This is a genomic window from Pseudomonas sp. ADAK7 (assembly GCF_012935675.1).
GTDB lineage: Bacteria > Pseudomonadota > Gammaproteobacteria > Pseudomonadales > Pseudomonadaceae > Aquipseudomonas.
Genome location: NZ_CP052861.1, coordinates 4,734,548 through 4,756,956, shown reverse-complemented (window position 1 = coordinate 4,756,956; position 22,409 = coordinate 4,734,548). Strand labels below are relative to the sequence as shown.

The window sequence follows — 22,409 nt, the reverse complement described above, 5'->3', positions numbered from 1 at the left end:
GCCCCTCATCCGCAGACCCTTACGTCCGAGCTTCGCGAGCCGGTTTGAGCTGACATGACCCGCACCCATGAAATACGCCCCGATCTGGACGAGGGAATCGACCGCAAGGTCCTGAGCCAGCTGCGCGCCCGTTTTCTGAAGCTCAACGAAGGCCGCATGGCCCGCGCCATGGAAGGGTTGTCGACACGCCAGCAAGGGGTGTTGACCCTGCTGCCGCTGTTTTTCCACGTCAATCATCCGCTGTTGCCGGGTTACGTGTCCGGCAGCACGCCGGCCGGGCTGTCGAATTACGAGCCTGACGCCAACACCCTCGCCGAAGCCCAGCGCCTGACCCGTTCGTTCTCCTACAAGCCGCGTCATGGCAGCAATCCACCGCGGCCGATTCATGGCCTGTTCCTGATGGGCAGCCTTGGCACTCTGGCCCAGGCCGACCAGAGCGACATGGACGTGTGGGTATGCCATGGCCCGGAGCTGAGCGAAAGCGAGCTCGTTGAGCTGCGCAAGAAATGCCAGTTGCTCGAAACCTGGGCCGCGAGCCAGGGCGCCGAGGCGCATTTCTTCCTGATTGACCCGACCCGCTTCATGCATGGCGAGCGCGATACGCAACTGAGTTCGGAAGACTGCGGCACCACCCAGCACTACTTGCTGCTGGACGAGTTCTATCGCACGGCGATCTGGCTGGCCGGGCGTACGCCGATCTGGTGGCTGGTGCCGGTCTACGAAGAGACGGGTTACCACCAGTACACCCACACGCTGCTGTCCAAGCGTTTTATCCGCGCCGATGAAACCCTGGACTTGGGGCATCTGGCGCACATTCCGCCGGGGGAATTCATCGGCGCCGGGCTCTGGCAGTTGTTCAAGGGCATCGAATCGCCCTACAAATCCGTACTCAAACTGCTGCTCATCGAGGTTTACGCCAGCGAGCATCCCAAGGTTCATTGCCTGAGCCTGCGGTTCAAACAGGCGGTATTCGCCAATCAGCTGGATCTCGACGAGCTGGACCCGTACATCGTGGTCTACCGGCGCATCGAGGAATACCTCACCGCCCGTGGCGAACCCGAGCGCCTGGAACTGGTGCGTCGCGCACTGTATTTGAAGGTCAACCGCAAGCTCACCGGCAGCAACAGTCGCACCGCGAGCTGGCAGCGCTCGCTGCTGGAGCGCCTGGCCAGCGAATGGCATTGGGATCAGCGACAACTGGCGCTGCTCGACAGCCGCAGCCAGTGGAAAGTGCGCCAGGTCAGCGCCGAACGTCGGGCCTTGGTCAACGAGCTGAATTACAGCTATCGCTTTCTGACCCAGTTCGCCCGCACCGAGCAAACCGTCAGCCTGATCAACAAGCGCGACCTCAATGTGCTGGGGCGGCGGTTGTACGCGGCCTTCGAGCGCAAGGCCGACAAGGTCGAATTCATCAACCCCGGCATCGCCCCGGACCTGGCCGAAGACACCCTGACCCTGGTGCAGGCGCCGAACAAGAAAGAACCCGGGCAAACCCAATGGGGTTTGTACAACGGCAGCCTGAACGCCCACGAGTGGGAACATTTCGCGCCGATCAAGCGCAGTCGCCAGTTGCTGGAGCTGCTGACCTGGAGCCACCGCAACGGCGTGATCGACAGCAGCACCCGCCTGGCCTTGCACCCCGGCACCAGCGACTTGAGCGAATTCGAGCTGTTCAACCTGCTCGGCAGCCTGCAGCAGAGCATCGCCCTGCCCCTGACCACCGTCGCCGAAGACGTGCTGTTGCGCCCCAGCGTGCCCGGCGAAGTGCTGATCCTGGTGAACGTTGGCGTCGATCCGCTCAAGCACCATCGCGACCTCAACATCCTGATGACCACCGAGCGCACCGACTCCCTGAGTTACGCCGGGGTGCGGGAAAACCTGGTGCTGACTCTGGACCAGGTCACGCTCAACAGCTGGAATGAAGTGCTGGTCAGCCGCTACGACGGGCCTCACGCATTGCTCGATTGCTTGCGCGACTACCTCAACAACCTGCCCAAAGGGCCGCAACAGCCGCGCTTGCGGGTCCGTTGCTTCTGCCACAACCGCGCGCAATTCATTGCCCGGCGCGTCGAAGAAATCCTCGATACCGCGCAAAACCTGTTACTGAGCAAACTCAATCATCGCTACCTGATTCAGGTCCAGCAGCATTACCACGTGCTGGAACTGGTGCCCGGGCAGGTCAACCATGTCGCCCTCGCCACCCTGCCGGCGCTGTTCGACTACCTGGGCGAAGAGCAGGCGAGCTACAGCCCGCTGCACCTGGACCCGATGGCCCTGGAAGAACAGGACCTCGCATTGCTGTTGCCGATGGGCCAGCCCGAGTGCATCCAGGTGTTCTACCGGATCACCGAGCAGCAGGCCGATCTGTACGTGCTGGATGAATTCAACGCGTTGTGGATGCAGCGCCTGCCCTATCACGACGAGCAAAGCCTACTGGTGCCGCTGCAACGTTTCCTGCAATCGATCCTCTATCGCCGGGACGCCTTGCTGCCGATGGACGCCGCCCAGCCGCTGAGCCTCGAGACGTTGTATTACCAGCTGTTGCCGTCCGGTCCTGGCCGGGCGCGTCGGGTCGAAGCGCGGCCGGCGCCGCAAACGCCGGTCAACAAGCCGTTCTACGACGTCCAGGCGATCATCGGCAAAGCCGCACCGGGGCAGGTGCAGGTCACGTTGTATTGCAATCAGCGGGAGTTTTCGGAACTGGAGTATGGCGATCAGCTGTTTACCGTGGTCGCCCGGGAAATCGTCGAGCAGCGCCGCGAGATTGAACGCTACCGCTGCTACATCACCGACCTCGACCTGTCGGGCCTGCTCGGTGATGGGCAGAGTTCCAGCAATTTGTATCTGCGCTACAAGGCCGACCTGGAGCGCGCACTGAACGAAGCGCTCGAGCAGGTCTGAAGGCATTTATTCCGGAAAGGCGCCGCCATTGGCCGGCTGCGATTCAACTTCCAGCAAGGTCATTTTCAGGGTCTTGCCACCCGGTGCCGGCCAGTCGATGTGCTGACCGACTTTCAGGCCGAGCAAGGCACTGCCTACTGGCGCCAGGATGGAAATCTTGCCTTCATCGGCATTGGCATCCTTGGGATAGACCAGCGTCAGGTGATAGTCCTTGCCGCTGATTTCTTCGCGGCAATGCACGCGCGAATTCATGGTCACGACATCCGCGGGCACTTCATCGTGACCGACCAGTGTATCGGCGCGATCCAGTTCGGTTTGCAGCGCGATAACGCCCGGCAGCGTGTCATCCAGGCTGTCGATCAGGCGTTCCAGACGTTGCACGTCCAGACGAGTAAGGGTGATGGAAGGTACGGTCATGATCCGGGCAGACTCCTTTCTTCTGCACAAAAAAAGCAAAACCCCGCCAGAAAAAGGCGGGGTTTTCACGAGCCTCGATGGGTTGAGGCGTTTCTGGACACTATCACAGCTCAATAAATATACAAGTGAGGGGAAGGGGCGCTTCAGACGCGCGGGGAGAAACACTGTGGCGAGGGGGCTTGCCCCCGTTCGGCTGCGAAGCAGTCGTGAGCTTTTTGGGGCCGCTTCGCGACCCAACGGGGTGGTACGGCATTCCGACAAGCTCCCTCGCCACAGTCAGCGCTTAGATCGAAGATTTGCGTTGTGCAGCCTGGTCGCAGATGACCCGACGGCGATCGTCGTCGGCCGAGCGCCACTCGCGGATGTCTTCGACATGGCGAAAACAGCCCAGGCAAACCTTCTGTTCATCCAGCCGGCACACCCCGCTGCACGGCGAAGGCACCGCCGGGCTGACATTGCTGTAGAGCGGCTTGGGCGGACGAACCGGCGCAGGCTCAGTCACGGTCTCACAGGCCTTCGAAATCGAAGTCGGCGCCCGCTTGCTGCTTGACGATGCGCTCGAGCATTTCGCCCAGCTGCTCTTCGCTCTTGTCGCACATCCAGCGTTCGCTCTCTTCGTCATAGTCAAAGTGGAACCCGCCGGACACCGCCGCCAGCCACAACTGGCGCAACGGTTCCTGGCGGCTGAAGATCAACTGGCTGCCGTTTTCGAACTTGACGGTGAGCACACCGGCCGAGCTCTCCAGATCGATATCCAGGTCACTCTCGTCGAAAATATCCTCCAGCGATTGCTGTGTGGCATCGACCAGGTCGTGGAAACGGGCTTCGGTCAAACTCATTGCAGGAACCTCAAAAAGTGTCTGTTCACGCTCAAGCGCCGCAAGATACGGGCGAGCCCCGGTGATTGCAAAGGATAACGACCAAGCGCCCGGTAGCGTTATGAAATATCGACGCAAGACGCAGGACAAGTTACCGCGCGTCAATCCAAGGCCCGCCGGACGGGAGCCGCGTTACATAGGCAAGCTGCCGGGTGGCCGGTATACTCCGGCGCAATTAACGCATTTTCAAGGATTTCGCCATGAAGCGCCTGATCTCTTCCCTTGCCGCGCTCCTCGCGGTTGCCTGCCTTGTGTCGGCCTGTGGTCAAAAAGGCCCGCTGTACCTGCCTGACGACTCTCAGGATCCTGCCGAGCAAGCTCAATCCTCGCAAAAGCAGCCGTCCAAAGCACACAAGCACGACGTCTACCAATAATAAGGGAACGCCATGGACGCTTTTAATTACCGTGACGGTGAGCTGTTCGCGGAAGGCGTGGCCCTGTCCGCCATCGCCGAACGCTTCGGCACGCCGACCTACGTCTACTCCCGCGCCCACATCGAAGCCCAGTACCTGGCGTATGCCGATGCCCTGGCCGGCGTGCCGCACCTGGTATGTTTTGCGGTCAAGGCCAACTCCAACCTCGGTGTACTGAATGTCCTGGCCCGTCTCGGCGCCGGTTTCGACATCGTCTCCCGGGGTGAACTGGAACGCGTGCTGGCCGCTGGCGGCAGCCCGGACAAGATCGTGTTCTCCGGTGTCGGCAAGACCCGTGAAGACATGCGCCGCGCCCTGGAAGTCGGCGTGCATTGCTTCAACGTCGAATCCACCGATGAGCTGGAACGCCTGCAAGTGGTCGCCGCCGAGCTGGGCGTTCGCGCGCCGATCTCGCTGCGCGTGAACCCGGACGTCGATGCCGGCACCCACCCGTACATTTCCACCGGTCTTAAAGAGAACAAGTTCGGCATCGCCATCGCCGACGCCGAAGACGTGTACATCCGCGCTGCGCAATTGCCGAACCTGGAAGTGCTGGGCGTCGACTGCCACATCGGTTCGCAATTGACCAGCCTGCCACCGTTCCTCGATGCGCTCGATCGCCTGCTGGGCTTGATCGATCGCCTGGGTGAATGCGGCATCTACCTGCGCCACATCGACCTCGGTGGCGGCGTCGGCGTGCGTTATCGGGATGAAGAGCCGCCGCTGGTGGCCGACTACATCAAAGCCGTGCGCGAACGCTGCGAAGGTCGCGAACTGGCCCTGGTGTTCGAACCGGGCCGCTACATCGTCGCCAACGCCGGCGTGCTGCTGACCCAGGTCGAGTACCTCAAGCACACCGAGCACAAAGACTTCGCCATCGTCGATGCGGCCATGAACGACCTGATCCGCCCGGCGCTGTACCAGGCCTGGATGGACGTCACCGCCGTGCGCCCGCGCAATACCGCAGCGCGTGCCTACGACATCGTCGGGCCGATCTGCGAGACCGGCGACTTCCTGGCCAAGGAACGTGAACTGGCCCTGGAAGAAGGCGATCTGTTGGCCGTGCATTCGGCCGGTGCCTATGGGTTTGTCATGAGTTCCAACTACAACACCCGCGGCCGCACCGCCGAAGTGTTGGTGGACGGTGATCAGGCATTTGAAGTGCGTCGCCGTGAGACGGTAGCCGAGTTGTTTGCTGGCGAAAGCCTGCTGCCGGAGTAAAACCATGCTGCTGCGTTTTACCAAGATGCACGGCCTGGGCAATGACTTCATGGTCCTCGACCTGGTCAGCCAGCACGCGCACATCCTGCCCAAGCACGCCAAGCAATGGGGCGATCGGCACACTGGCATCGGTTTCGACCAGTTGCTGATCGTCGAAGCACCGAGCAATCCGGACGTGGATTTCCGTTACCGGATCTTCAACTCCGACGGTTCCGAAGTGGAACAGTGCGGCAACGGTGCGCGCTGCTTCGCCCGCTTCGTGCTCGACAAGCGCCTGACCGCCAAGCGGCAGATTCGCGTCGAGACCAAAAGCGGCATCATCGAACTGGATATCCGCAGCGACGGCCAGATCAGCGTCGACATGGGCGCACCGCGCCTGGTGCCGGCCGACATTCCGTTCGAAGCCGAAGGCCAGGCCTTGAGCTATCAGCTCGAAGTCGACGGCAACACGGTGGAACTGGCGGCGGTATCGATGGGCAACCCCCACGCCGTGCTGCGGGTCAGCGACATCAATAACGCACCGGTGCATGAGCTGGGCCCGAAGATCGAACACCATCCGCGCTTCCCAGCGCGGGTCAATGTCGGTTTTCTCCAGGTCATCGACCGCAACCGTGCGCAGCTGCGCGTCTGGGAACGCGGGGCTGGGGAAACCCAGGCTTGCGGCACCGGCGCCTGTGCTGCGGCGGTGGCCGCGATCAGCCAGGGGTGGATGGATTCGCCGCTATTGATCGACCTGCCCGGCGGGCGTCTGTCCATTGAATGGGCAGGCCCTGGCCAACCCGTCTTGATGACGGGTCCGGCAGTTCGCGTATATGAAGGACAAGTGCGTCTTTGAGAGAGCCAAATCCATGAAAGACAAGCCTCAGGTTCCCGCCCTACAGCCCGACGAATCCCCTTCCGAAAGCCTCGAGGCGGCGGCGATTGCCGCGTACCTGGAGGCTCATCCGGATTTCTTCGTCGAGCACGAAGAACTGCTCCCGGCCTTGCGCATTCCCCACCAGCGCGGTGACACCGTGTCGCTGGTGGAACGCCAGATGACCATCCTGCGCGACCGCAACATCGAGTTGCGCCATCGTCTTTCGCACTTGATGGACGTGGCTCGCGACAACGATCGCCTGTTCGACAAGACCCGTCGCCTGATCCTCGCGCTGATGGACGCCGCCAGCCTGGAAGACGTGGTGATCAGCGTCGAAGACAGCCTGCGCCAGGATTTCCAGGTGCCCTTTGTCAGCCTGATTCTGCTGGGTGATAACCCGATGCCGGTCGGCCGCTGGGTCACTCACGCCGAAGCGCAAACCGCCATCGGCGGCCTGCTCTCGGAAGATAAAAGCGTCAGCGGCAGCCTGCGTGAGCACGAACTGGACTTCCTGTTCGGTGAAGAACAGCGCAAGCAGATCGGTTCCACGGCCGTCGTCGCCATCAGCCACCAAGGCATCCACGGCGTCCTGGCCATCGCCAGCCGCGATCCGCAGCACTACAAAAGCTCGGTGGGCACGCTGTTCCTGAGCTACATCGCCGAAGTCATGGGCCGTGTACTGCCTCGGGTCAACAACTCCCTACGCTCGGTACGCTGATCGTGGAACGACAACTGGACGCTTACTGCGAACACCTGCGCAGTGAGCGGCAGGTGTCGCCGCATACGCTGTACGCCTACCGCCGCGACCTCGACAAAGTGCTCGGCTGGTGCGTCAAACAGAACATCGACAGCTGGGCCGCACTGGATATCCAGCGCCTGCGCAGCCTGATCGCGCGCCTGCATTCCCAGGGGCAATCGTCCCGCAGCCTGGCGCGATTGCTGTCGGCGGTGCGTGGGCTTTATCACTACCTGAATCGCGAAGGCCTGTGCGACCACGACCCGGCCAACGGCCTGGCACCGCCCAAGGGCGAACGTCGCTTGCCGAAAACCCTCGACACTGACCGGGCGCTGCAACTGCTGGAAGGTGCGGTCGAGGATGACTTTCTGGCGCGGCGGGATCAGGCGATTCTGGAGTTGTTCTATTCCTCGGGTTTGCGCCTTTCGGAGCTGACCGGGCTGAATCTGGATCAGCTCGATCTGGCCGACGGCATGGTCCAGGTGCTCGGCAAGGGCAGCAAGACCCGGCTGCTGCCAGTAGGCAAAAAGGCTCGCGAAGCGCTGGAGTTGTGGCTGCCATTGCGCGCCATGACCAATCCGGCGGACGACGCGGTGTTTGTCAGCCAGCAAGGCCGGCGCCTCGGCCCACGGGCGATTCAGGTGCGGGTCAAGGCTGCCGGCGAACGCGAGCTGGGACAAAACCTGCACCCGCACATGCTGCGGCACTCCTTTGCCAGCCACTTGCTGGAGTCCTCACAAGACCTGCGCGCGGTGCAGGAACTGCTCGGCCACTCGGACATCAAGACCACCCAGATTTACACCCACCTGGACTTCCAGCACCTGGCAACGGTCTACGACAGCGCCCATCCACGGGCCAAACGCATCAAAGGCGATGAGTCATGAGAATCCAGTTGATCACCTTCGACCTCGACGACACCCTGTGGGACACCGCCCCGGTGATCGTCAGCGCCGAAGCCATGTTGCGCGAATGGCTGACCGAACATGCGCCAAAGTTGGGCGCAGTGCCGGTGGAACATTTGTGGGGCATTCGTGAGCGGGTGTTGAGCAACGAACCTGGCTTGAAGCATCGCATCAGTGCCCTGCGTCGGCGCGTGCTGTTCCATGCGCTGGAAGATGCTGGTTACGATCACGAACAGGCTTCTGACCTGGCAGATCAGAGTTTCGAAGTGTTTTTGCATGCCCGGCATCAACTGCAGATCTTCCCGGAAGTGCAGCCGACCCTGGAAGCGCTGGCCAACCATTACGCTCTCGGCGTGGTCACCAATGGCAATGCCGATGTGCGTCGCCTGGGGTTGGCGGACTATTTCAAGTTTGCGTTGTGCGCCGAAGACATCGGCATCGCCAAGCCGGATGCGCGACTGTTTCATGAGGCCTTGCAGCGTGGCGGTGCGACGGCCGAGACGGCGGTGCACATTGGCGATCATCCGGGCGATGACATTGCCGGCGCCCAACAGGCAGGCTTGCGCGCGATCTGGTTCAACCCGACGGGCAAGGCCTGGGAAGCGGATCACTTGCCGGATGCGGAGATTCGCAGCCTGACGGATTTGCCGGCGTTGCTCGCGCGCTGGAACGCCGCCTCCGCCTGACCTACCGCTATCGCGAGCAAGCTTTGCTCCTACGGCGTGGTGCCACGCCTTTTGTTTCGCTCATGAAAAAGCCCGCAGCGACGGCGGGCTTTTTCAGCAAGCAAGCCAGTAGCAGGCGCTTAGATAGGCCGGCTGCCGTACTTGTTGTCAGGCTTCTTGGGCGGATCGGCGACCACGTTGGCCTCCACTTCCTGCACCTTGCCACCTTTGGCCAGGAACTCTTCCATGGCCTTGGCCAGGGCGTCGCGTTCCTTGTTTTTGGCTTCGACGCTTGGCAGCTCATCGACTGACACAGCAGCCTTGGCCTTGCCTTTGGCGGTCGGAGCCGGCGTTTCACCGCCGTCGTCGTCAGCAACGTCTTCCGCTGCTGCTTCCAAGCCTTCTTCGGCCTCGTCTTCGTCGCCTACTTCGAGGTCGTCGTTTTCCAGATCATCGTCGCTCATGTTCTACCTCATGACTTGCGAAAAGCAGATTAGTTATAGCCCAGCTTCGCCATCTGTCGAAGGCTGCCGGAAAAAATTCTACAACCGCTGGCAACCAGCGGTTTATGCCCCTTCACCGTGCACGGTGGCGAGGACTTTACGGGCACCGCCAAAATCACGGTGCTCGCCCAGATAAACACCTTGCCAGGTTCCCAACGCCAGTCGGCCTGCCGAGATCGGCAAACTGAGCTGACAGCCAAGCACGCTGGCCTTGAAGTGCGCCGGGAGGTCGTCCAGGCCTTCGTCGTTATGCTCATAGCCGTCTGTTCCTTGTGGGATCAGACGATTGAAAAATCGTTCGAAGTCGCGACGTACCGCCGGATCGGCGTTCTCGTTGATGGTCAACGACGCCGAGGTATGCTGCAGCCACAAATGCAACAGACCGACCCGACACGCCTTGAGTTCAGGCAAGCCGGCGAGTAACTCGTCCGTTACCAGATGAAAGCCCCGAGGCCTTGCCCGCAGGGTAATCAGAGTCTGTTGCCACATACAGTTCTCCGCACGTTCGGGGCGCATTCTAGCGCGCTCTGGGAAAAAACAAAGGCCCTAATATTCCTGCATTGCTGTAAGTTTTTCGCCCCAGAAAAACCCTCGTCGTAAACACGACTTAAGCCGTAGGAAAAAACCTTTCAGCTACCTCTTTAATGACAAATCCCGGACAAAAAAATGCCCGGCAAGCCGGGCAAGTTTTTTTCTGCGCGTCTTACAAGTTGTAGCCGCGTTCGTTGTGTTGTGCCAGATCGAGGCCGACCGCTTCTTCTTCCTCGGTCACACGCAGACCCATGACGGCGTCCAGGACCTTGAGAATGATGAAGGTGACGATCGCGGTGTAGATCACCGTGAAGCCCACGCCTTTGGTTTGAATCCAGACTTGTGCGGCGATGTCGGTAACGGTGCCGAAGCCACCCAGGGACGGTGCAGCGAACACACCGGTCAGGATCGCGCCGAGAATACCGCCGATACCGTGCACACCGAAGGCGTCCAGGGAGTCGTCATAGCCGAGTTTGCGTTTCAGGGTGGTGGCGCAGAAGAAGCACACCACGCCAGCGGCCAGGCCGATAACCAGCGCGCCCATCGGGCCCACGGTGCCAGCGGCCGGGGTGATTGCCACCAGACCGGCGACCACACCCGAAGCGATGCCCAGTGCACTTGGTTTACCGTGGGTGATCCACTCGGCGAACATCCAGCCCAGTGCAGCGGCGGCGGTTGCGATCTGGGTGACCAGCATCGCCATACCGGCAGTGCCGTTGGCCGCAGCAGCAGAGCCGGCGTTGAAGCCGAACCAGCCGACCCACAACATGGCCGCGCCCATCAGGGTGTAACCGAGGTTATGCGGAGCCATCGGGGTGGTCGGGAAGCCTTTGCGCTTGCCCAGTACCAGGCAGCAGATCAGACCGGCCACACCGGCGTTGATGTGCACCACGGTGCCGCCCGCGAAGTCGAGCACGCCCCAGTCCCACAACAGGCCGCCGTTACCGGACCAGACCATGTGCGCAATCGGTGCGTAAACCAGGGTGAACCAGATGCCCATGAAGATCAGCATCGCGGAGAATTTCATCCGCTCGGCGAAGGCACCGACGATCAGCGCCGGGGTGATGATGGCGAAGGTCATCTGGAAGGTCACGAACACCGCTTCAGGGAACAGCGCGGCCGGACCGGTGATGCTGGCTGGCGTGACACCGGCGAGGAACGCCTTGCCCATGCCGCCGAAGAACGAGTTGAAATTGACGACGCCCTGCTCCATGCCGGTGGTGTCGAACGCAACGCTGTAGCCATAAATGACCCACAGGATGCTGATCAGACCGGTAATGGCGAAGCACTGCATCATCACGGAAAGAATGTTTTTGGAACGAACCATGCCGCCGTAGAACAGCGCAAGGCCCGGAATGGTCATGAACAGCACGAGGGCTGTCGAGGTCAACATCCAGGCGGTGTCGCCGGAATTGAGGACTGGGGCCGCCACTTCGTCTGCCGCCATAGCCAGGCTGGGCATTACGAGGGACAACAGGGCTCCTAGCCCTGCGAATTTACGCAGAGTCATATTGTTTTCTCCTGGGGCGTTGGGTGTGTGGCGGCTTAGATTGCGTCGGTATCGGTTTCGCCGGTACGGATGCGAATCGCCTGTTCCAGATTGACCACGAAGATCTTGCCGTCACCGATCTTGCCGGTGTTGGCTGCCTTGGTTATCGCCTCGATAACCCGGTCAAGATCCTTGTCGTCAATGGCGACATCAATCTTCACCTTGGGCAGAAAATCGACCACGTACTCCGCGCCGCGATACAGCTCGGTGTGACCCTTCTGCCGACCGAAGCCTTTGACTTCAGTAACGGTAATGCCCTGCACGCCGATCTCGGACAACGACTCGCGTACATCGTCCAGTTTGAACGGCTTGATGATGGCAGTGACTAGCTTCATGAAAACTCTCTCCCGAATTGGTGGACTTGCCCCAGGAAAACAAACCCGTCTCAAGTCTAAGCGCAGTGCCTGGCTTTGTAACGCATCGTCGGCCCAACCTGCCCGTCCGACGCCAGCTAACCACTCCGTACGAAACTTCCCCGTTTCGTGTGGCGCACTGCATTCGTCACAGCGACTGCATCAGTGCATGGGTCAAGGGTGACTAAGCAGAAAGCTTGCCATCTCGCCAAAACCCACTGAATTCAATCTCTTGGCCGCTGCTGCAAGCCACTTCCCACCAACACCGATGACATTACGCACAACAACAGTGCGCTGCCGTCCGTCCGCCTGCGCGAAAAGCGTGCATCCCTGCCTGCGGATTTGACTATAGACACTGCGTGGTACACTGCCCGCCATTGTTTCCAGGACCTTTCCCATGCTCGCGCCCAAAGACTTCCTCGACGCCCTGAGCGGCACCGCCTCCCGCCTCTTTAGCGGCGAAACCCCGCTGCCGAAAAGCGAAATCGAAAGCCAGTTCAAGGCGTTGCTGCAGAGCGGCTTCAGCAAACTGGATCTGGTGAGCCGGGAAGAGTTTGATAGCCAGATGGTGGTGCTCGCACGCACTCGGGCACGGCTGGAAAGCCTTGAAGCGAAGGTCGCTGAGCTGGAAGCGAAGCTCAACCCGCCTGCCGACGCGGAGTAACTGATCGTTCCCACGCTCCGCGTGGGAATGCCGCCAGGGACGCTCCGCGTTCCGCTTTGTATATGTCCTGTAGGAGCTGCCGAAGGCTGCGATCTTTTGATCTCCAGCCTCGCAACAATCTCGGCAACGTCCTACAAAGATCACTACCGCCGTCCGATAGCGTCGCAAAGCGCCGGGTCCTAAGCTCATTCTCAGCTGACTTATTCAGCACTGGGTTTGGCGACCTGGAACCAAGCTATGCACGCAACCACATCCGATTATGGGTATCTCTCCCAATTCGAAATATGGCGGCTGCGTGTGGGAGACCTTCGGGTCTGCCGGTATTCGCTTGGCCGGTTCGCCAACCCGCACGCAGCTGCCACCCTTATTGTTTGGCGACGATAAGTGGCAGTGATCTATCAAGCGAATTTGAGAACTGTTTATGGACGACAACTATCTAGTCCCCCACGTCTTCACCCGCCACAAACTCCACCTCCACGCCCTCCTCCTCCAAAACCAACCCTGGTTCAGCGCCCGCGACCTCGGCCGCCTCCTGCGCCTCTACCTCGACGAACGCGCCGTGCGCAAACTCGACCCCGACCAACACCAAACCCTGCAAATGCTCATCCACGGCACCATCGAAAACACCCTGCTCATCAGCGAATCCGGTGTTTACGCACTCCTGATCTACCACTACTGCCCCGAATACCGAGGCCTGCGCGAATGGCTGACCCACGACGTAGTCCCAGCCCTCAGAGACGCCCAGCAACCGACCTCAGCCGAACGTCCGATTTTGAGCCTGCTGAACTGGCCAGAGATGTCGTTGAGCTTGCTGCACTGGAATAACCAGCCGTGGATTCGGTTGCAGGATGTCCCGCATATGCTGCCGGAGGGTGAGCGGCCACGGCGTGCGGTGAATGCGCCTTGGTGGAAGCGCGCTTCCCGGGTGTTGCAGTCCCTTTAACAACAATCTGCACCACACAAACTGTGTCTGTATGTCTGTTGGCAGCATTAGCCCACAACTAACGCTGCCATTTCCTACATCCGACCGCTTTTAATCTAACGCCCTTCAATAACCTAAGTACGGTCCTACAGAATGCGGCTCCCGCGCCTGATTACGTGACCACACTCCAGCCCTTTATCTTTCATCGTCCCGATCCCAACAGAACACGAACGATGAGAAGAAAAGGAAAGGGTACGGCGCTCCGCGACCAGACTCTTAAATCGAATGCACGCAAGCTAGCGCACAAAGCCTTCATCAAGGACTGTGCAGCTCAAGGTCTAGAGATAGATACGTCGGTGATAAGTTTTGATCCTATTACCTCTGTTGCGATTGATGCCTCTCATCAGTGGACAGAGGCAGTCATATATCCGTGGGATAGCATCCCGGACTGGAAGTGTAAGGACGCCAAGGGTTTCGATTTGGCGATCTGGTATTCACAGAAGCTATGTGGCCTGTGCTATGCGACCCCAAGAAGAAGTACTGTCTGCGTAAAGATCATCCTTTTACAGGGGCACCCAGACAAAACCCATCCACTTCGCGGGTGGATCGCCCAAATGGCGCTATTGGCGGCAGAGTTTTACGCGCGGATGCTGGGGTGCAAAGAGATCGAGATACAAGATCCTGACGCTAACGTTGTCTCCTACTATCAGGAGTTCGGATTCAATTTTGACGAGACCAACCGCCTTGTCATTTACGTGGATGGCCAATAACATCAACTCATGATCCAGACACACGAGGTGTCTATGAACCAGAAAAAACGAAAGGCTAAGCTGTTATTAGTTTATGAGCTTCATGCCGAGGCGCTCCGCCTTGCCGGTACTGTGTCTGCAAATCAACGACGCTTTCTTGAAGTCGGTGCAGCTCGTGGCAAAGAACTTGAGCCTCCGGGCCTGCTTGCCGGTGTGAGAGCCTGAACCCAGTCGCGGAGGACAGAGTCAGACGCTTGCCGGGATGATCAAATTTGCATAGGCTTCCCGTCGTGGGTGTATTTGTTGAGGAAGCGCAGGCCTCGGCCTCACCGAAGCCTGCAAATAAAAAACCGCCAACTCAAGGCGGTTTTTTTTCGCCTCCGATTCAGCTTTCGCCAACATCCTTCATCGATCCAGGCAACGTCCTACAACAACCTCATCCCGCGACTGATTACGTCGGCACTCCCCTCTCCCTTACGCTTCCCCCATCAGGAAGACACTCGCAACATCCTGCGAAAGTTTGGCACCTGCGCCGCCGCACGACCCGGCTACCCTTCTAAAACCGCAGGAAGCGGTTCCCGTGAAGCTCAAGGAATGACCATGTCCCTCTCCATCGTCCATAGCCGCGCCCAGATTGGTGTCGATGCGCCCGCCGTTACCGTAGAAGTCCACTTGGCCAACGGCTTACCGTCGCTGACGATGGTCGGTTTGCCCGAAGCGGCGGTGAAGGAAAGCAAGGACCGGGTGCGTAGCGCGATCATCAATTCCGGCCTGCAATTTCCGGCGCGACGGATCACGCTGAACCTCGCCCCGGCGGATTTGCCGAAGGATGGCGGGCGGTTTGATTTGGCGATTGCGCTGGGGATTCTGTCGGCCAGTGTGCAGGTGCCGACGTTGACCCTGGATGACGTGGAATGCCTCGGGGAGTTGGCACTGTCGGGCGCGGTGCGGGCGGTTCGCGGTGTGTTGCCGGCCGCGTTGGCAGCGCGCAAGGCCGGGCGGACGTTGGTGGTGCCGCGGGCGAATGCCGAAGAAGCGTGCCTGGCGTCAGGGTTGAAGGTGATTGCGGTGGATCATTTGCTTCAAGCGGTGGCGCACTTCAATGGCCATACGCCCGTGGAACCCTACGTTTCCGATGGCTTGTTGTACGCCAGCAAACCCTATCCCGACTTGAATGAAGTGCAGGGACAACTCTCTGCCAAGCGAGCGCTGCTGATTGCGGCGGCGGGCGCTCATAACTTGCTGTTCAGTGGGCCGCCGGGCACGGGGAAAACCTTGCTGGCGAGTCGTTTACCGGGACTATTGCCACCCTTGGCCGAGACGGAAGCGTTGGAAGTCGCTGCGATACAGTCAGTCGTCAGTTGTATGCCGCTGAGCCATTGGCCACAACGACCGTTTCGCCAACCGCACCACTCTGCGTCAGGCCCGGCGCTGGTCGGTGGCGGCTCAAAACCTCAACCCGGCGAAATCACCCTCGCCCACCATGGCGTGCTGTTTCTGGACGAACTCCCGGAGTTTGATCGCAAGGTATTGGAGGTTCTGAGAGAGCCACTGGAGTCCGGCCACATCGTGATTTCCCGCGCCAAGGACCGCGTGCGCTTCCCGGCGCGCTTCCAACTGGTAGCCGCGATGAACCCCTGCCCCTGTGGATATCTTGGCGAACCCAGCGGCAAATGCAGTTGCACACCGGATATGGTCCAGCGCTACCGCAACAAACTCTCCGGGCCGCTGTTGGATCGCATCGATCTGCACCTGACCGTCGCTCGAGAAGCCACGGCGTTGAATCCTTTGCCCAAACCCGGTGATGACACCGCCACCGCCGCCAAACGGGTCGCCGACGCAAGGGAGCGGCAACACAAACGCCAAGGCTGCGCCAATGCGTTCCTCGATCTGCCGGGCCTGCGCAGGCACTGCAAGTTATCCACAGCCGATGAAAACTGGCTGGAATCAGCTTGCGAACGACTGACGTTGTCACTGCGAGCAGCGCACCGACTGCTCAAGGTAGCCCGAACCCTGGCGGACCTTGAGCAAGTCGATGGCATTACCCGCGAGCATCTGGCCGAAGCGCTGCAATATCGGCCCACAGCGAGCTGACCGTGATCACTCCTTCGTCAAATCCACCAACGGCGCCTGCCTTACCTCAGTCGCCCGTCCACCCTGAATTTCATTCACCCGCGTCAACGCCTTATCCACAGCCCCTTTATCCGCCAACAAGCTGTAGCGAATCTGGAACTGTTTCTGCTCCTTCACCCCAATCGTCGGCACCAAACCCAGTGGCCGTTGATACCGGCGGTTGTAGGAAAAACTCGTCCCCGGCTCAAGCCCGGTGACATACCCCTGCCCTTGGGTATCGGTGTTTTTCCACAGGGAGAACACCGGCAACTGCTGGGTATTGAAACCAACCGACACCCCAAGGCTACCGGCCTTATTGTGCAGCACAGTCAGCGTGTCGCCCTTGGCATCGCCATACGGCACGACGTTGTAAACGGTTTCGTCGTAATCCTTGGTCGGCGCGCGGTAGGTTTGCCAGTCCGGCAAGTCGCCCTTGGCCTTGTCGTTGAATGGCGAGACCTGCTTCACCGGCGCGGCGAAGCGGGCGCCCTGTTCCAGGAACGGGGTGCTGAAGTTGCTGTGGTAGAGCGCCTGGTATTCCTTTGGATAGTCGCCGTTGTTGGTTAATGTGTCATTGAGGGCAAACGCAACACTGCCGGGCTCGGTGACCAGTTCGGTGAGCACCGAGAAGTCGACTTTCTTGAACGCCTGTTCCTTCAATTCGCCGCGCAGGCTGATGGCGTACGGTGGTTTTTCGTCGATGTGCAGGGTGACTTTGCTGGCCGGGATGTTGGCGGCGCGGCCGTGCAGGGTCAGCAGTTCGCCATTGTCCATGCCGGGGTGGCCGACCCATTCGTAGCCGCAGCGGGCGACGAGTTCGTTGAAACCTTCCAGCCAGCCCAGGCCGCCGCGACCATTGAGTTCGATAAAGGACGGATTGACCACGTCCTTGACCGGCGAATCCCAACCCATGCGCACATTGCCTACAGACGCTTGCAGGACGTTCATCCCGCGAGTCGGCACCACCGAGAGTTTCAGCGTGCCGTTGTCGATGTCGACGATGCTGACGCCCTCCTGCCGACCACCGTGCAAGGTGCGCAGGGTCACGGAGAAGGGCTTGTCGGTTTTCACCCCCAGTTGTTGGCTGGTGATTTGCCAGTTCTGCGCGGCTTTGTCGGTGTCGAGCAGGACGTAGTCCCAGGCCATGGCGTGGGAGGCAGTAGAGAGCGCACTGAGCGCTACGATGAGTTTGAGCGGGGACATGAGCGATGCCTTTCTTGGAGTTGTGGCATTTTTATAGTCTTGCAGAAACGATTCAGCAAGCTTAAAAACACCAACAACCAAGGCAATCGCCTAAAAGACGTTGATTCGGGGTTTGGGGATGAAACGAAAGTTGGGGTGATGCCATCGTGGGCAAGCCTTGCTCCTACAGACTCAAGGCTTGCCTTTTGATGTCAGCGGAACCGGTCAACCTCTTGGCGCAAGCCTGCCGCCAGCGATTCCAGCTCTTTGGCGGTGATCGCCAGATTCGACACAACTTCGCGCTGCTCGCTGTTGGCCAGGGCAATGCTTTGCAGGTTGCTGCTGAGCAAGGTCGCGGTGCTGCTCTGTTCCTGGGTCGCAGTGGTGATCGCCGCGAACTGCTGACCTGCCGAACGACTCTGCTCATCAATCCGCGCCAGGGCCGACGCGACGTTGGCATTACGCGACAGGCCTTCCTGCATCAGTACATTGCCCTGCTCCATGGTGCTGATGGCGTTGCCGGTTTCCTGCTGGATGCTCTGGATCATCCCGGAGATTTCATCCGTGGCTTCACGGGTACGCGACGCCAGGTTGCGCACCTCATCCGCGACTACGGCAAAACCACGCCCCTGCTCGCCGGCCCGAGCCGCTTCGATGGCCGCGTTGAGCGCCAGCAGGTTGGTCTGGTCGGCAATCGCGGTAATTACCCCGACGATCCCGCCGATTTCCTGGGAGCGCTGGCCGAGGGTGTTGATCACCGTCGCGGTGCTGTTCAGTGCGCCAGCGATTTGCTCCAGTGAAGAAGAAGCTTCCTGCATCGACGTACGACCAATCTGGGTTTGCTGTGCGTTTTCCTGAGCCATGCGCTGGGTGTTGCCCATGTTGTCGGCGATGTTCAGGGAAGTGGCGCTGAATTCTTCCACGGCGCCGGCCATGCTGGTGATTTCGCCGGACTGCTGCTCCATCCCTTCATAGGCACCGCCTGACAAACCGGACAAGGCCTGGGCGCGGCTGTTGACCTCTTCCGAGGCCTTGCGGATGTGTTCGACCATGGTCGACAGGGCCTGGCTCATCTGGTTGAACGCACGCGCCAACTGGCCGATTTCATCGTGACTCGACACGTTCAGACGCACGCTCAAATCACCGGCGCCCAAAGCTTCGGCCTGACGCACCAGATCGCCCAGCGGAGCCAGTTTGCTGCGCAACAGCCAGACCGCCGAACCCACTGCAATCAACATGGCCAACAAACTGCCGATGGCCAGTTGAATGCCCACGCTCCACGTCACGGCGCTGATTTCGTCTTGCGGCATGCTCGCCACGACCGACCATGGGCCGCCCTCGAACGGCACCGCGACGCTGTAGAACTCCTCGGATTTGTCGCTCCAGAACTCACCTTTGCCCGGCGTCTTCGCCAGTGCCGCGATGGCCGGGACTGCTTTGTCTAGTGCTTCCACGCCAGCAATCGGCACCAGCCATTTGTTTTGTTCGTCGAGCAGCGCCAGGGAGCCGGTCTGGCCGATGCGGAAGCGCTTGAGGTTTTCAAACTGCGCGTTCTGCGCGTCGGTGTAATCGAATCCTACGAACAACACGGCAATCACCTTACCGCCGCTGTCACGTACGGGGGTGTACTGGGTCATGTAGGAACGTTCGAACAACAAGGCGCGACCGACATAGCTCTGCCCCGCGATCAAGCGCGCGTAGGCCGGGTGGGCGTGATCGAGCAAGGTGCCGATGGCCCGAGTGCCGTCCTGCTTGCTCAGGGAGGTGCTGACCCGAACGAAGTCTTCGCCGCTGCGCACGAACAAGGTCGCGACGCCGGCAGTCATTTGCTTGAACTCGTCGACTTCCTTGAAGTTGTTGTTCAACACTTCGCCGCCCAGGTGCAAGCCCGGGGTTTGCACGCCCGCCACGGTCACCGGCTCATCCGGGTGCACGCTGAGGCCGGCGCTGAAGCGCTTCTCGAACAGACCGCTGAGACGCTGGGTGCTTTCGCGTAGCGTGCCGTGGAATGTGCTCAATTGGTCAGCGAGCAAGCGGGCCTCACTGGCCAGGTGCTCTTCGCGGGTGGCAAGGTTGGCGGTGTCCAGCGAGCGCAGGGCGAACACGGTGCTGCCGCTGATGACAATCGCCAGGATCACGGCAAGCGCGAGACCAAGCTGTGAGGCGATCCGGGCACGGGGTTGAGACATGACAGCTCCTGGCCAAGCGACCGGGATCCTCCTTGATCCGGCTCTACGCTCAGCAAAATTTCGAATAATGGGAATAACGCGAAACCGGCACGAAGGTTCCACTAGCAGATTTTCGGCGGCAAACCTGAATACTTGAGTGATTAACCCGGTTATAGCGCATGGCCACTATATCGTTTCAGCTCAACCGTTCAACATCCGGCAGTTCCATGGCCCGCACTTCTCCTTGCAGGAAATCGCTGAGCCGCCGCATGCGCTCACCGCCGGGGCGGGTTTTCGGCCAGACCAGGTAATATTTCTCACCGCTGGCAACGGCAGTCGGCCACGGCAAACTCAGACGACCCTGTGCCACATCCTCGGCCACCATCAGCAAATCCCCCATCGACACGCCATAACCCCGGGCGGCGGCGATCATGCCCAACTCCAGCGTGTCGAACACCTGCCCGCCCTTGAGCGACACCTGATCGGCCAGGCCCATGCGCTCCAGCCAGTTGCGCCAGTCGCGGCGGTCCGGTGCCGGGTGCAGCAGTTCGGTGGTAGCCAGCCGAGCGACGTCCCAGGGTTGGTCGTCCAGCAAATTGGGGGCGCCCACCGGGATCAGCTCTTCCGGGAACAGCAGCGTCGTCTCCCAATCCGGTGGGAAATTTCCTCGGCTGAGGATCACCGCGCAATCGAACGGTTCGTGGTTGAAGTCGACGGTGTCGATGTCCATCCAGGCGCTGGTCAGTTGCACTTCGTTGCCCGGTTGCAGATGCCGGAAACGGCTGAGCCTTGCGAGTAGCCAGCGCATGGTCAGGGTCGACGGGGCTTTCATGCGCAGGATGTCGTCTTCGGCGCGCAAGGTGTTGCAGGCACGCTCCAGGGCGGTGAAACCTTCACGAATGCCGGGCAGGATCAACCGCGCCGACTCGGTCAATTGCAGGTTGCGCCCGCTGCGGTGAAACAGCCGACAGGCGAAATGCTCTTCGAGCGTACGAATATGCCGACTGACCGCACTTTGGGTAATCGACAGTTCTTCGGCCGCGCGGGTAAACGAGCTGTGCCGCGCCGCCGCTTCGAATGCGCGCAGGGCATACAAGGGAGGCAGCCGACGTGACATGGAGAAAGCTCCTATAGCGGGATGAGGCCAACTTATCAGAAAGCTCGCTGGATGAGTTTTAATCATGCCACCCATCCTTTTTATCCCTTTGTGCAAACCCCGCAGAGCGCCGAGAATCGAGCCTTTCCTGTTTACTCTGCCAATGGAGCGTGATGACCATGCAGCATCCAGCACGTACCGAACTCTGGGCCATCCTGCGGCTGGCGGGGCCGTTGATTGCCTCGCAGTTGGCGCACATGTTGATGGTCCTCACCGACACCCTGATGATGGCGCGCCTGAGTCCCGAGGCACTGGCCGGCGGTGGCCTGGGCGCGGCGACTTACTCGTTCGTGTCGATTTTCTGCATCGGCGTGATCGCGGCGGTCGGTACGTTGGTGGCGATTCGTAAGGGCGCCAACGACATCGTCGGCGCCGCGCGGCTGACTCAGGCCGGTTTGTGGCTCGCTTGGTTGATGGCGCTGGTGGCCGGTTTGCTGCTGTGGAACCTCAAACCGGTGCTGCTGCTGTTTGGCCAGACCGAAACCAACGTGCACTCCGCCGGGCTGTTCCTGACGTTCCTGCCGTTCGCTTTGCCCGGCTACCTGAGTTTTATGGCCCTGCGCGGCTTCACCAGCGCCATCGGCCGGGCAACACCGGTGATGGTGATCAGCCTGTGCGGCACCGTGGCCAACTTCGTCCTCAACTACGCGTTTATCACCGGGATGTTCGGCTTGCCGAAAATGGGCCTGGTGGGGATCGGCCTGGTGACCGCGATTGTTGCCAACCTGATGGCCGTGGCGCTGGCGCTGCATATTCGGCGGCATCCGGCCTACGACGCTTATCCATTGCGCCAAGGCCTGTCGCGGCCGAACCGCCAGTACCTGAAAGAACTGTGGCGCCTGGGCCTGCCCATCGGCGGCACTTACGCGGTGGAAGTCGGGTTGTTCGCCTTTGCGGCGCTGTGCATGGGCACCATGGGCAGTACGCAACTGGCGGCGCACCAGATTGCCCTGCAGATTGTGTCGGTGGCGTTCATGGTACCGGCGGGGTTGTCGTATGCGATCACCATGCGCATCGGCCAGCACTACGGTGCCGGGCAACTGCTGGATGCGCGGCTGTCCGGCCGGGTCGGGATCGCGTTTGGCGGTGCTTCGATGCTGGCCTTCGCCATGGTCTTCTGGCTGTTGCCGAATCAGTTGATCGGCTTGTTCCTCGACCATAACGACCCGGCGTTTCGCCCGGTCATCGACCTGGCTGTGAGCCTGTTGGCGGTGGCAGCGTGGTTCGAGCTGTTCGACGGCACGCAAACCATCGCCATGGGCTGCATTCGCGGGCTCAAGGATGCCAAGACCACGTTTTTGGTGGGTTTGGGTTGCTACTGGCTGATCGGCGCGCCGGCGGCGTGGATGATGGCGTTCAATTTGAACTGGGGGCCGACGGGCGTCTGGTGGGGCTTGGCGCTGGGGCTGGCGTGTGCGGCCGTAAGCCTGACGCTGGCGTTTGAATGGAAGATGAAGCGGATGATTCGGCGTGAGCCTGCGCCGCAGCAGCGTTTCGAGGTCCCTCAGCCAGACTGAGATCCCGTGTAGGA

At 60.5% G+C, this 22,409-nt stretch carries 23 protein-coding genes; 13 read left to right on the top strand and 10 right to left on the bottom strand.

Going from position 1 to position 22,409, the window contains the following annotated elements:
- Nucleotides 1-54: 54 nt before the first annotated feature.
- Nucleotides 55-2,901 carry a class I adenylate cyclase gene (locus HKK53_RS21790; RefSeq protein WP_169372530.1) on the top strand — a complete coding sequence of 949 codons (2,847 nt, stop codon included), beginning with the start codon at nucleotides 55-57 and terminating at the stop codon, nucleotides 2,899-2,901.
- 6 nt (nucleotides 2,902-2,907) lie between these two features.
- On the opposite strand, the gene rnk is transcribed toward HKK53_RS21790, so the two are convergent.
- From rnk to cyaY, 3 genes are all read right to left on the bottom strand, one after another.
- The gene (rnk, locus tag HKK53_RS21785) at nucleotides 2,908-3,318 is read right to left on the bottom strand and encodes a nucleoside diphosphate kinase regulator (protein WP_169372529.1); all 411 of its coding nucleotides are present in this window, start codon (nucleotides 3,316-3,318) and stop codon (nucleotides 2,908-2,910) included.
- A 283-nt stretch (nucleotides 3,319-3,601) separates the two neighbouring features.
- Complete coding sequence (locus HKK53_RS21780; RefSeq protein ID WP_169372528.1) at nucleotides 3,602-3,820, bottom strand: DUF1289 domain-containing protein; 219 nt, start codon at nucleotides 3,818-3,820, stop codon at nucleotides 3,602-3,604.
- 4 nt (nucleotides 3,821-3,824) lie between these two features.
- The gene (gene cyaY, locus HKK53_RS21775; protein WP_123509684.1) at nucleotides 3,825-4,157 is read right to left on the bottom strand and encodes an iron donor protein CyaY; all 333 of its coding nucleotides are present in this window, start codon (nucleotides 4,155-4,157) and stop codon (nucleotides 3,825-3,827) included.
- 239 nt (nucleotides 4,158-4,396) lie between these two features.
- Here cyaY and lptM point away from each other — a divergent pair, with 239 nt between their 5' ends.
- Genes lptM through HKK53_RS21745 form a run of 6 tightly spaced genes read left to right on the top strand, consistent with a single transcriptional unit; the run spans nucleotide 4,397 to nucleotide 9,010 of the window.
- Nucleotides 4,397-4,570, top strand: a complete 174-nt coding sequence (gene lptM, locus HKK53_RS21770; protein ID WP_075946461.1) for an LPS translocon maturation chaperone LptM — start codon at nucleotides 4,397-4,399, stop codon at nucleotides 4,568-4,570.
- A 12-nt stretch (nucleotides 4,571-4,582) separates the two neighbouring features.
- On the top strand, nucleotides 4,583-5,830 hold the full coding sequence (gene lysA, locus HKK53_RS21765; RefSeq protein ID WP_169372527.1) for a diaminopimelate decarboxylase: 1,248 nt from the start codon (nucleotides 4,583-4,585) through the stop codon (nucleotides 5,828-5,830).
- Nucleotides 5,831-5,834: 4 nt separating this feature from the next.
- Nucleotides 5,835-6,665, top strand: a complete 831-nt coding sequence (gene dapF, locus HKK53_RS21760) for a diaminopimelate epimerase (protein ID WP_133835432.1) — start codon at nucleotides 5,835-5,837, stop codon at nucleotides 6,663-6,665.
- Nucleotides 6,666-6,678: 13 nt separating this feature from the next.
- Nucleotides 6,679-7,404 (top strand): DUF484 family protein, encoded by a 726-nt coding sequence (locus HKK53_RS21755; RefSeq protein ID WP_133835431.1) that lies wholly within the window; start codon nucleotides 6,679-6,681, stop codon nucleotides 7,402-7,404.
- A gap of 2 nt (nucleotides 7,405-7,406) precedes the next feature.
- The gene (gene xerC / locus HKK53_RS21750; protein WP_169372526.1) at nucleotides 7,407-8,306 is read left to right on the top strand and encodes a tyrosine recombinase XerC; all 900 of its coding nucleotides are present in this window, start codon (nucleotides 7,407-7,409) and stop codon (nucleotides 8,304-8,306) included.
- On the top strand, nucleotides 8,303-9,010 hold the full coding sequence (locus tag HKK53_RS21745; protein ID WP_169372525.1) for an HAD family hydrolase: 708 nt from the start codon (nucleotides 8,303-8,305) through the stop codon (nucleotides 9,008-9,010). Before xerC ends, HKK53_RS21745 begins: the two co-directional genes overlap by 4 nt.
- A gap of 119 nt (nucleotides 9,011-9,129) precedes the next feature.
- Here the strand turns inward: HKK53_RS21745 and sutA are convergent, their stop codons facing one another.
- The 4 genes from sutA to glnK form a co-directional block, all read right to left on the bottom strand.
- Nucleotides 9,130-9,453 (bottom strand): transcriptional regulator SutA, encoded by a 324-nt coding sequence (gene sutA, locus HKK53_RS21740; protein ID WP_054048518.1) that lies wholly within the window; start codon nucleotides 9,451-9,453, stop codon nucleotides 9,130-9,132.
- Between the two features lie 102 nt (nucleotides 9,454-9,555).
- Nucleotides 9,556-9,981, bottom strand: a complete 426-nt coding sequence (locus HKK53_RS21735; RefSeq protein WP_033060691.1) for a secondary thiamine-phosphate synthase enzyme YjbQ — start codon at nucleotides 9,979-9,981, stop codon at nucleotides 9,556-9,558.
- Between the two features lie 214 nt (nucleotides 9,982-10,195).
- On the bottom strand, nucleotides 10,196-11,533 hold the full coding sequence (locus HKK53_RS21730) for an ammonium transporter (RefSeq protein WP_169372524.1): 1,338 nt from the start codon (nucleotides 11,531-11,533) through the stop codon (nucleotides 10,196-10,198).
- Between the two features lie 35 nt (nucleotides 11,534-11,568).
- The gene (gene glnK / locus HKK53_RS21725; protein ID WP_002555808.1) at nucleotides 11,569-11,907 is read right to left on the bottom strand and encodes a P-II family nitrogen regulator; all 339 of its coding nucleotides are present in this window, start codon (nucleotides 11,905-11,907) and stop codon (nucleotides 11,569-11,571) included.
- 415 nt (nucleotides 11,908-12,322) lie between these two features.
- On the opposite strand from glnK, the gene HKK53_RS21720 reads away from it, so the two are divergent.
- From HKK53_RS21720 to HKK53_RS21700, 5 genes are all read left to right on the top strand, one after another.
- Complete coding sequence (locus tag HKK53_RS21720; protein ID WP_169372523.1) at nucleotides 12,323-12,589, top strand: accessory factor UbiK family protein; 267 nt, start codon at nucleotides 12,323-12,325, stop codon at nucleotides 12,587-12,589.
- A gap of 421 nt (nucleotides 12,590-13,010) precedes the next feature.
- Entirely contained in the window at nucleotides 13,011-13,532 is a 522-nt protein-coding gene (locus tag HKK53_RS21715; RefSeq protein WP_169372522.1) for a BRO-N domain-containing protein, read from the top strand.
- A 212-nt stretch (nucleotides 13,533-13,744) separates the two neighbouring features.
- Nucleotides 13,745-14,281 (top strand): N-acetyltransferase, encoded by a 537-nt coding sequence (locus tag HKK53_RS21710; RefSeq protein WP_169374277.1) that lies wholly within the window; start codon nucleotides 13,745-13,747, stop codon nucleotides 14,279-14,281.
- A 33-nt stretch (nucleotides 14,282-14,314) separates the two neighbouring features.
- Complete coding sequence (locus HKK53_RS21705) at nucleotides 14,315-14,485, top strand: hypothetical protein (RefSeq protein WP_169372521.1); 171 nt, start codon at nucleotides 14,315-14,317, stop codon at nucleotides 14,483-14,485.
- 375 nt (nucleotides 14,486-14,860) lie between these two features.
- A complete protein-coding gene (locus HKK53_RS21700) occupies nucleotides 14,861-16,354 on the top strand; it encodes a YifB family Mg chelatase-like AAA ATPase (protein ID WP_169372520.1) in 1,494 nt (497 codons plus the stop codon).
- 6 nt (nucleotides 16,355-16,360) lie between these two features.
- Here HKK53_RS21700 and HKK53_RS21695 read toward each other — a convergent pair whose 3' ends face one another.
- The 3 genes from HKK53_RS21695 to HKK53_RS21685 all read right to left on the bottom strand — a co-directional run bounded on the left by HKK53_RS21695 (nucleotide 16,361) and on the right by HKK53_RS21685 (nucleotide 20,839).
- Nucleotides 16,361-17,575, bottom strand: coding sequence for an aldose 1-epimerase family protein (locus HKK53_RS21695; protein WP_169372519.1), 1,215 nt, complete (start codon nucleotides 17,573-17,575; stop codon nucleotides 16,361-16,363).
- 191 nt (nucleotides 17,576-17,766) lie between these two features.
- Nucleotides 17,767-19,743 carry a methyl-accepting chemotaxis protein gene (locus tag HKK53_RS21690; protein WP_169372518.1) on the bottom strand — a complete coding sequence of 659 codons (1,977 nt, stop codon included), beginning with the start codon at nucleotides 19,741-19,743 and terminating at the stop codon, nucleotides 17,767-17,769.
- 175 nt (nucleotides 19,744-19,918) lie between these two features.
- Complete coding sequence (locus HKK53_RS21685; protein ID WP_169372517.1) at nucleotides 19,919-20,839, bottom strand: LysR substrate-binding domain-containing protein; 921 nt, start codon at nucleotides 20,837-20,839, stop codon at nucleotides 19,919-19,921.
- A gap of 158 nt (nucleotides 20,840-20,997) precedes the next feature.
- On the opposite strand from HKK53_RS21685, the gene HKK53_RS21680 reads away from it, so the two are divergent.
- The gene (locus tag HKK53_RS21680; protein WP_169372516.1) at nucleotides 20,998-22,395 is read left to right on the top strand and encodes a NorM family multidrug efflux MATE transporter; all 1,398 of its coding nucleotides are present in this window, start codon (nucleotides 20,998-21,000) and stop codon (nucleotides 22,393-22,395) included.
- Nucleotides 22,396-22,409: the final 14 nt, after the last annotated feature.

Excerpts from the sequence above, each read along its gene's own strand:
- sutA (WP_054048518.1), bottom strand. The coding sequence starts at position 9,453 with ATGAGCGACGATGATCTGGAAAACGACGACCTCGAAGTAGGCGACGAA.
- HKK53_RS21730 (WP_169372524.1), bottom strand. The coding sequence starts at position 11,533 with ATGACTCTGCGTAAATTCGCAGGGCTAGGAGCCCTGTTGTCCCTCGTA.
- HKK53_RS21700 (WP_169372520.1), top strand. The coding sequence starts at position 14,861 with ATGTCCCTCTCCATCGTCCATAGCCGCGCCCAGATTGGTGTCGATGCG.
- HKK53_RS21745 (WP_169372525.1), top strand. The coding sequence starts at position 8,303 with ATGAGAATCCAGTTGATCACCTTCGACCTCGACGACACCCTGTGGGAC.
- dapF (WP_133835432.1), top strand. The coding sequence starts at position 5,835 with ATGCTGCTGCGTTTTACCAAGATGCACGGCCTGGGCAATGACTTCATG.
- HKK53_RS21720 (WP_169372523.1), top strand. The coding sequence starts at position 12,323 with ATGCTCGCGCCCAAAGACTTCCTCGACGCCCTGAGCGGCACCGCCTCC.
- HKK53_RS21705 (WP_169372521.1), top strand. The coding sequence starts at position 14,315 with ATGAACCAGAAAAAACGAAAGGCTAAGCTGTTATTAGTTTATGAGCTT.
- HKK53_RS21755 (WP_133835431.1), top strand. The coding sequence starts at position 6,679 with ATGAAAGACAAGCCTCAGGTTCCCGCCCTACAGCCCGACGAATCCCCT.
- cyaY (WP_123509684.1), bottom strand. The coding sequence starts at position 4,157 with ATGAGTTTGACCGAAGCCCGTTTCCACGACCTGGTCGATGCCACACAG.
- HKK53_RS21715 (WP_169372522.1), top strand. The coding sequence starts at position 13,011 with ATGGACGACAACTATCTAGTCCCCCACGTCTTCACCCGCCACAAACTC.
- HKK53_RS21710 (WP_169374277.1), top strand. The coding sequence starts at position 13,745 with ATGAGAAGAAAAGGAAAGGGTACGGCGCTCCGCGACCAGACTCTTAAA.
- HKK53_RS21690 (WP_169372518.1), bottom strand. The coding sequence starts at position 19,743 with ATGTCTCAACCCCGTGCCCGGATCGCCTCACAGCTTGGTCTCGCGCTT.
- HKK53_RS21685 (WP_169372517.1), bottom strand. The coding sequence starts at position 20,839 with ATGTCACGTCGGCTGCCTCCCTTGTATGCCCTGCGCGCATTCGAAGCG.
- HKK53_RS21735 (WP_033060691.1), bottom strand. The coding sequence starts at position 9,981 with ATGTGGCAACAGACTCTGATTACCCTGCGGGCAAGGCCTCGGGGCTTT.
- lysA (WP_169372527.1), top strand. The coding sequence starts at position 4,583 with ATGGACGCTTTTAATTACCGTGACGGTGAGCTGTTCGCGGAAGGCGTG.
- lptM (WP_075946461.1), top strand. The coding sequence starts at position 4,397 with ATGAAGCGCCTGATCTCTTCCCTTGCCGCGCTCCTCGCGGTTGCCTGC.
- glnK (WP_002555808.1), bottom strand. The coding sequence starts at position 11,907 with ATGAAGCTAGTCACTGCCATCATCAAGCCGTTCAAACTGGACGATGTA.
- HKK53_RS21790 (WP_169372530.1), top strand. The coding sequence starts at position 55 with ATGACCCGCACCCATGAAATACGCCCCGATCTGGACGAGGGAATCGAC.
- rnk (WP_169372529.1), bottom strand. The coding sequence starts at position 3,318 with ATGACCGTACCTTCCATCACCCTTACTCGTCTGGACGTGCAACGTCTG.
- HKK53_RS21695 (WP_169372519.1), bottom strand. The coding sequence starts at position 17,575 with ATGTCCCCGCTCAAACTCATCGTAGCGCTCAGTGCGCTCTCTACTGCC.
- HKK53_RS21680 (WP_169372516.1), top strand. The coding sequence starts at position 20,998 with ATGCAGCATCCAGCACGTACCGAACTCTGGGCCATCCTGCGGCTGGCG.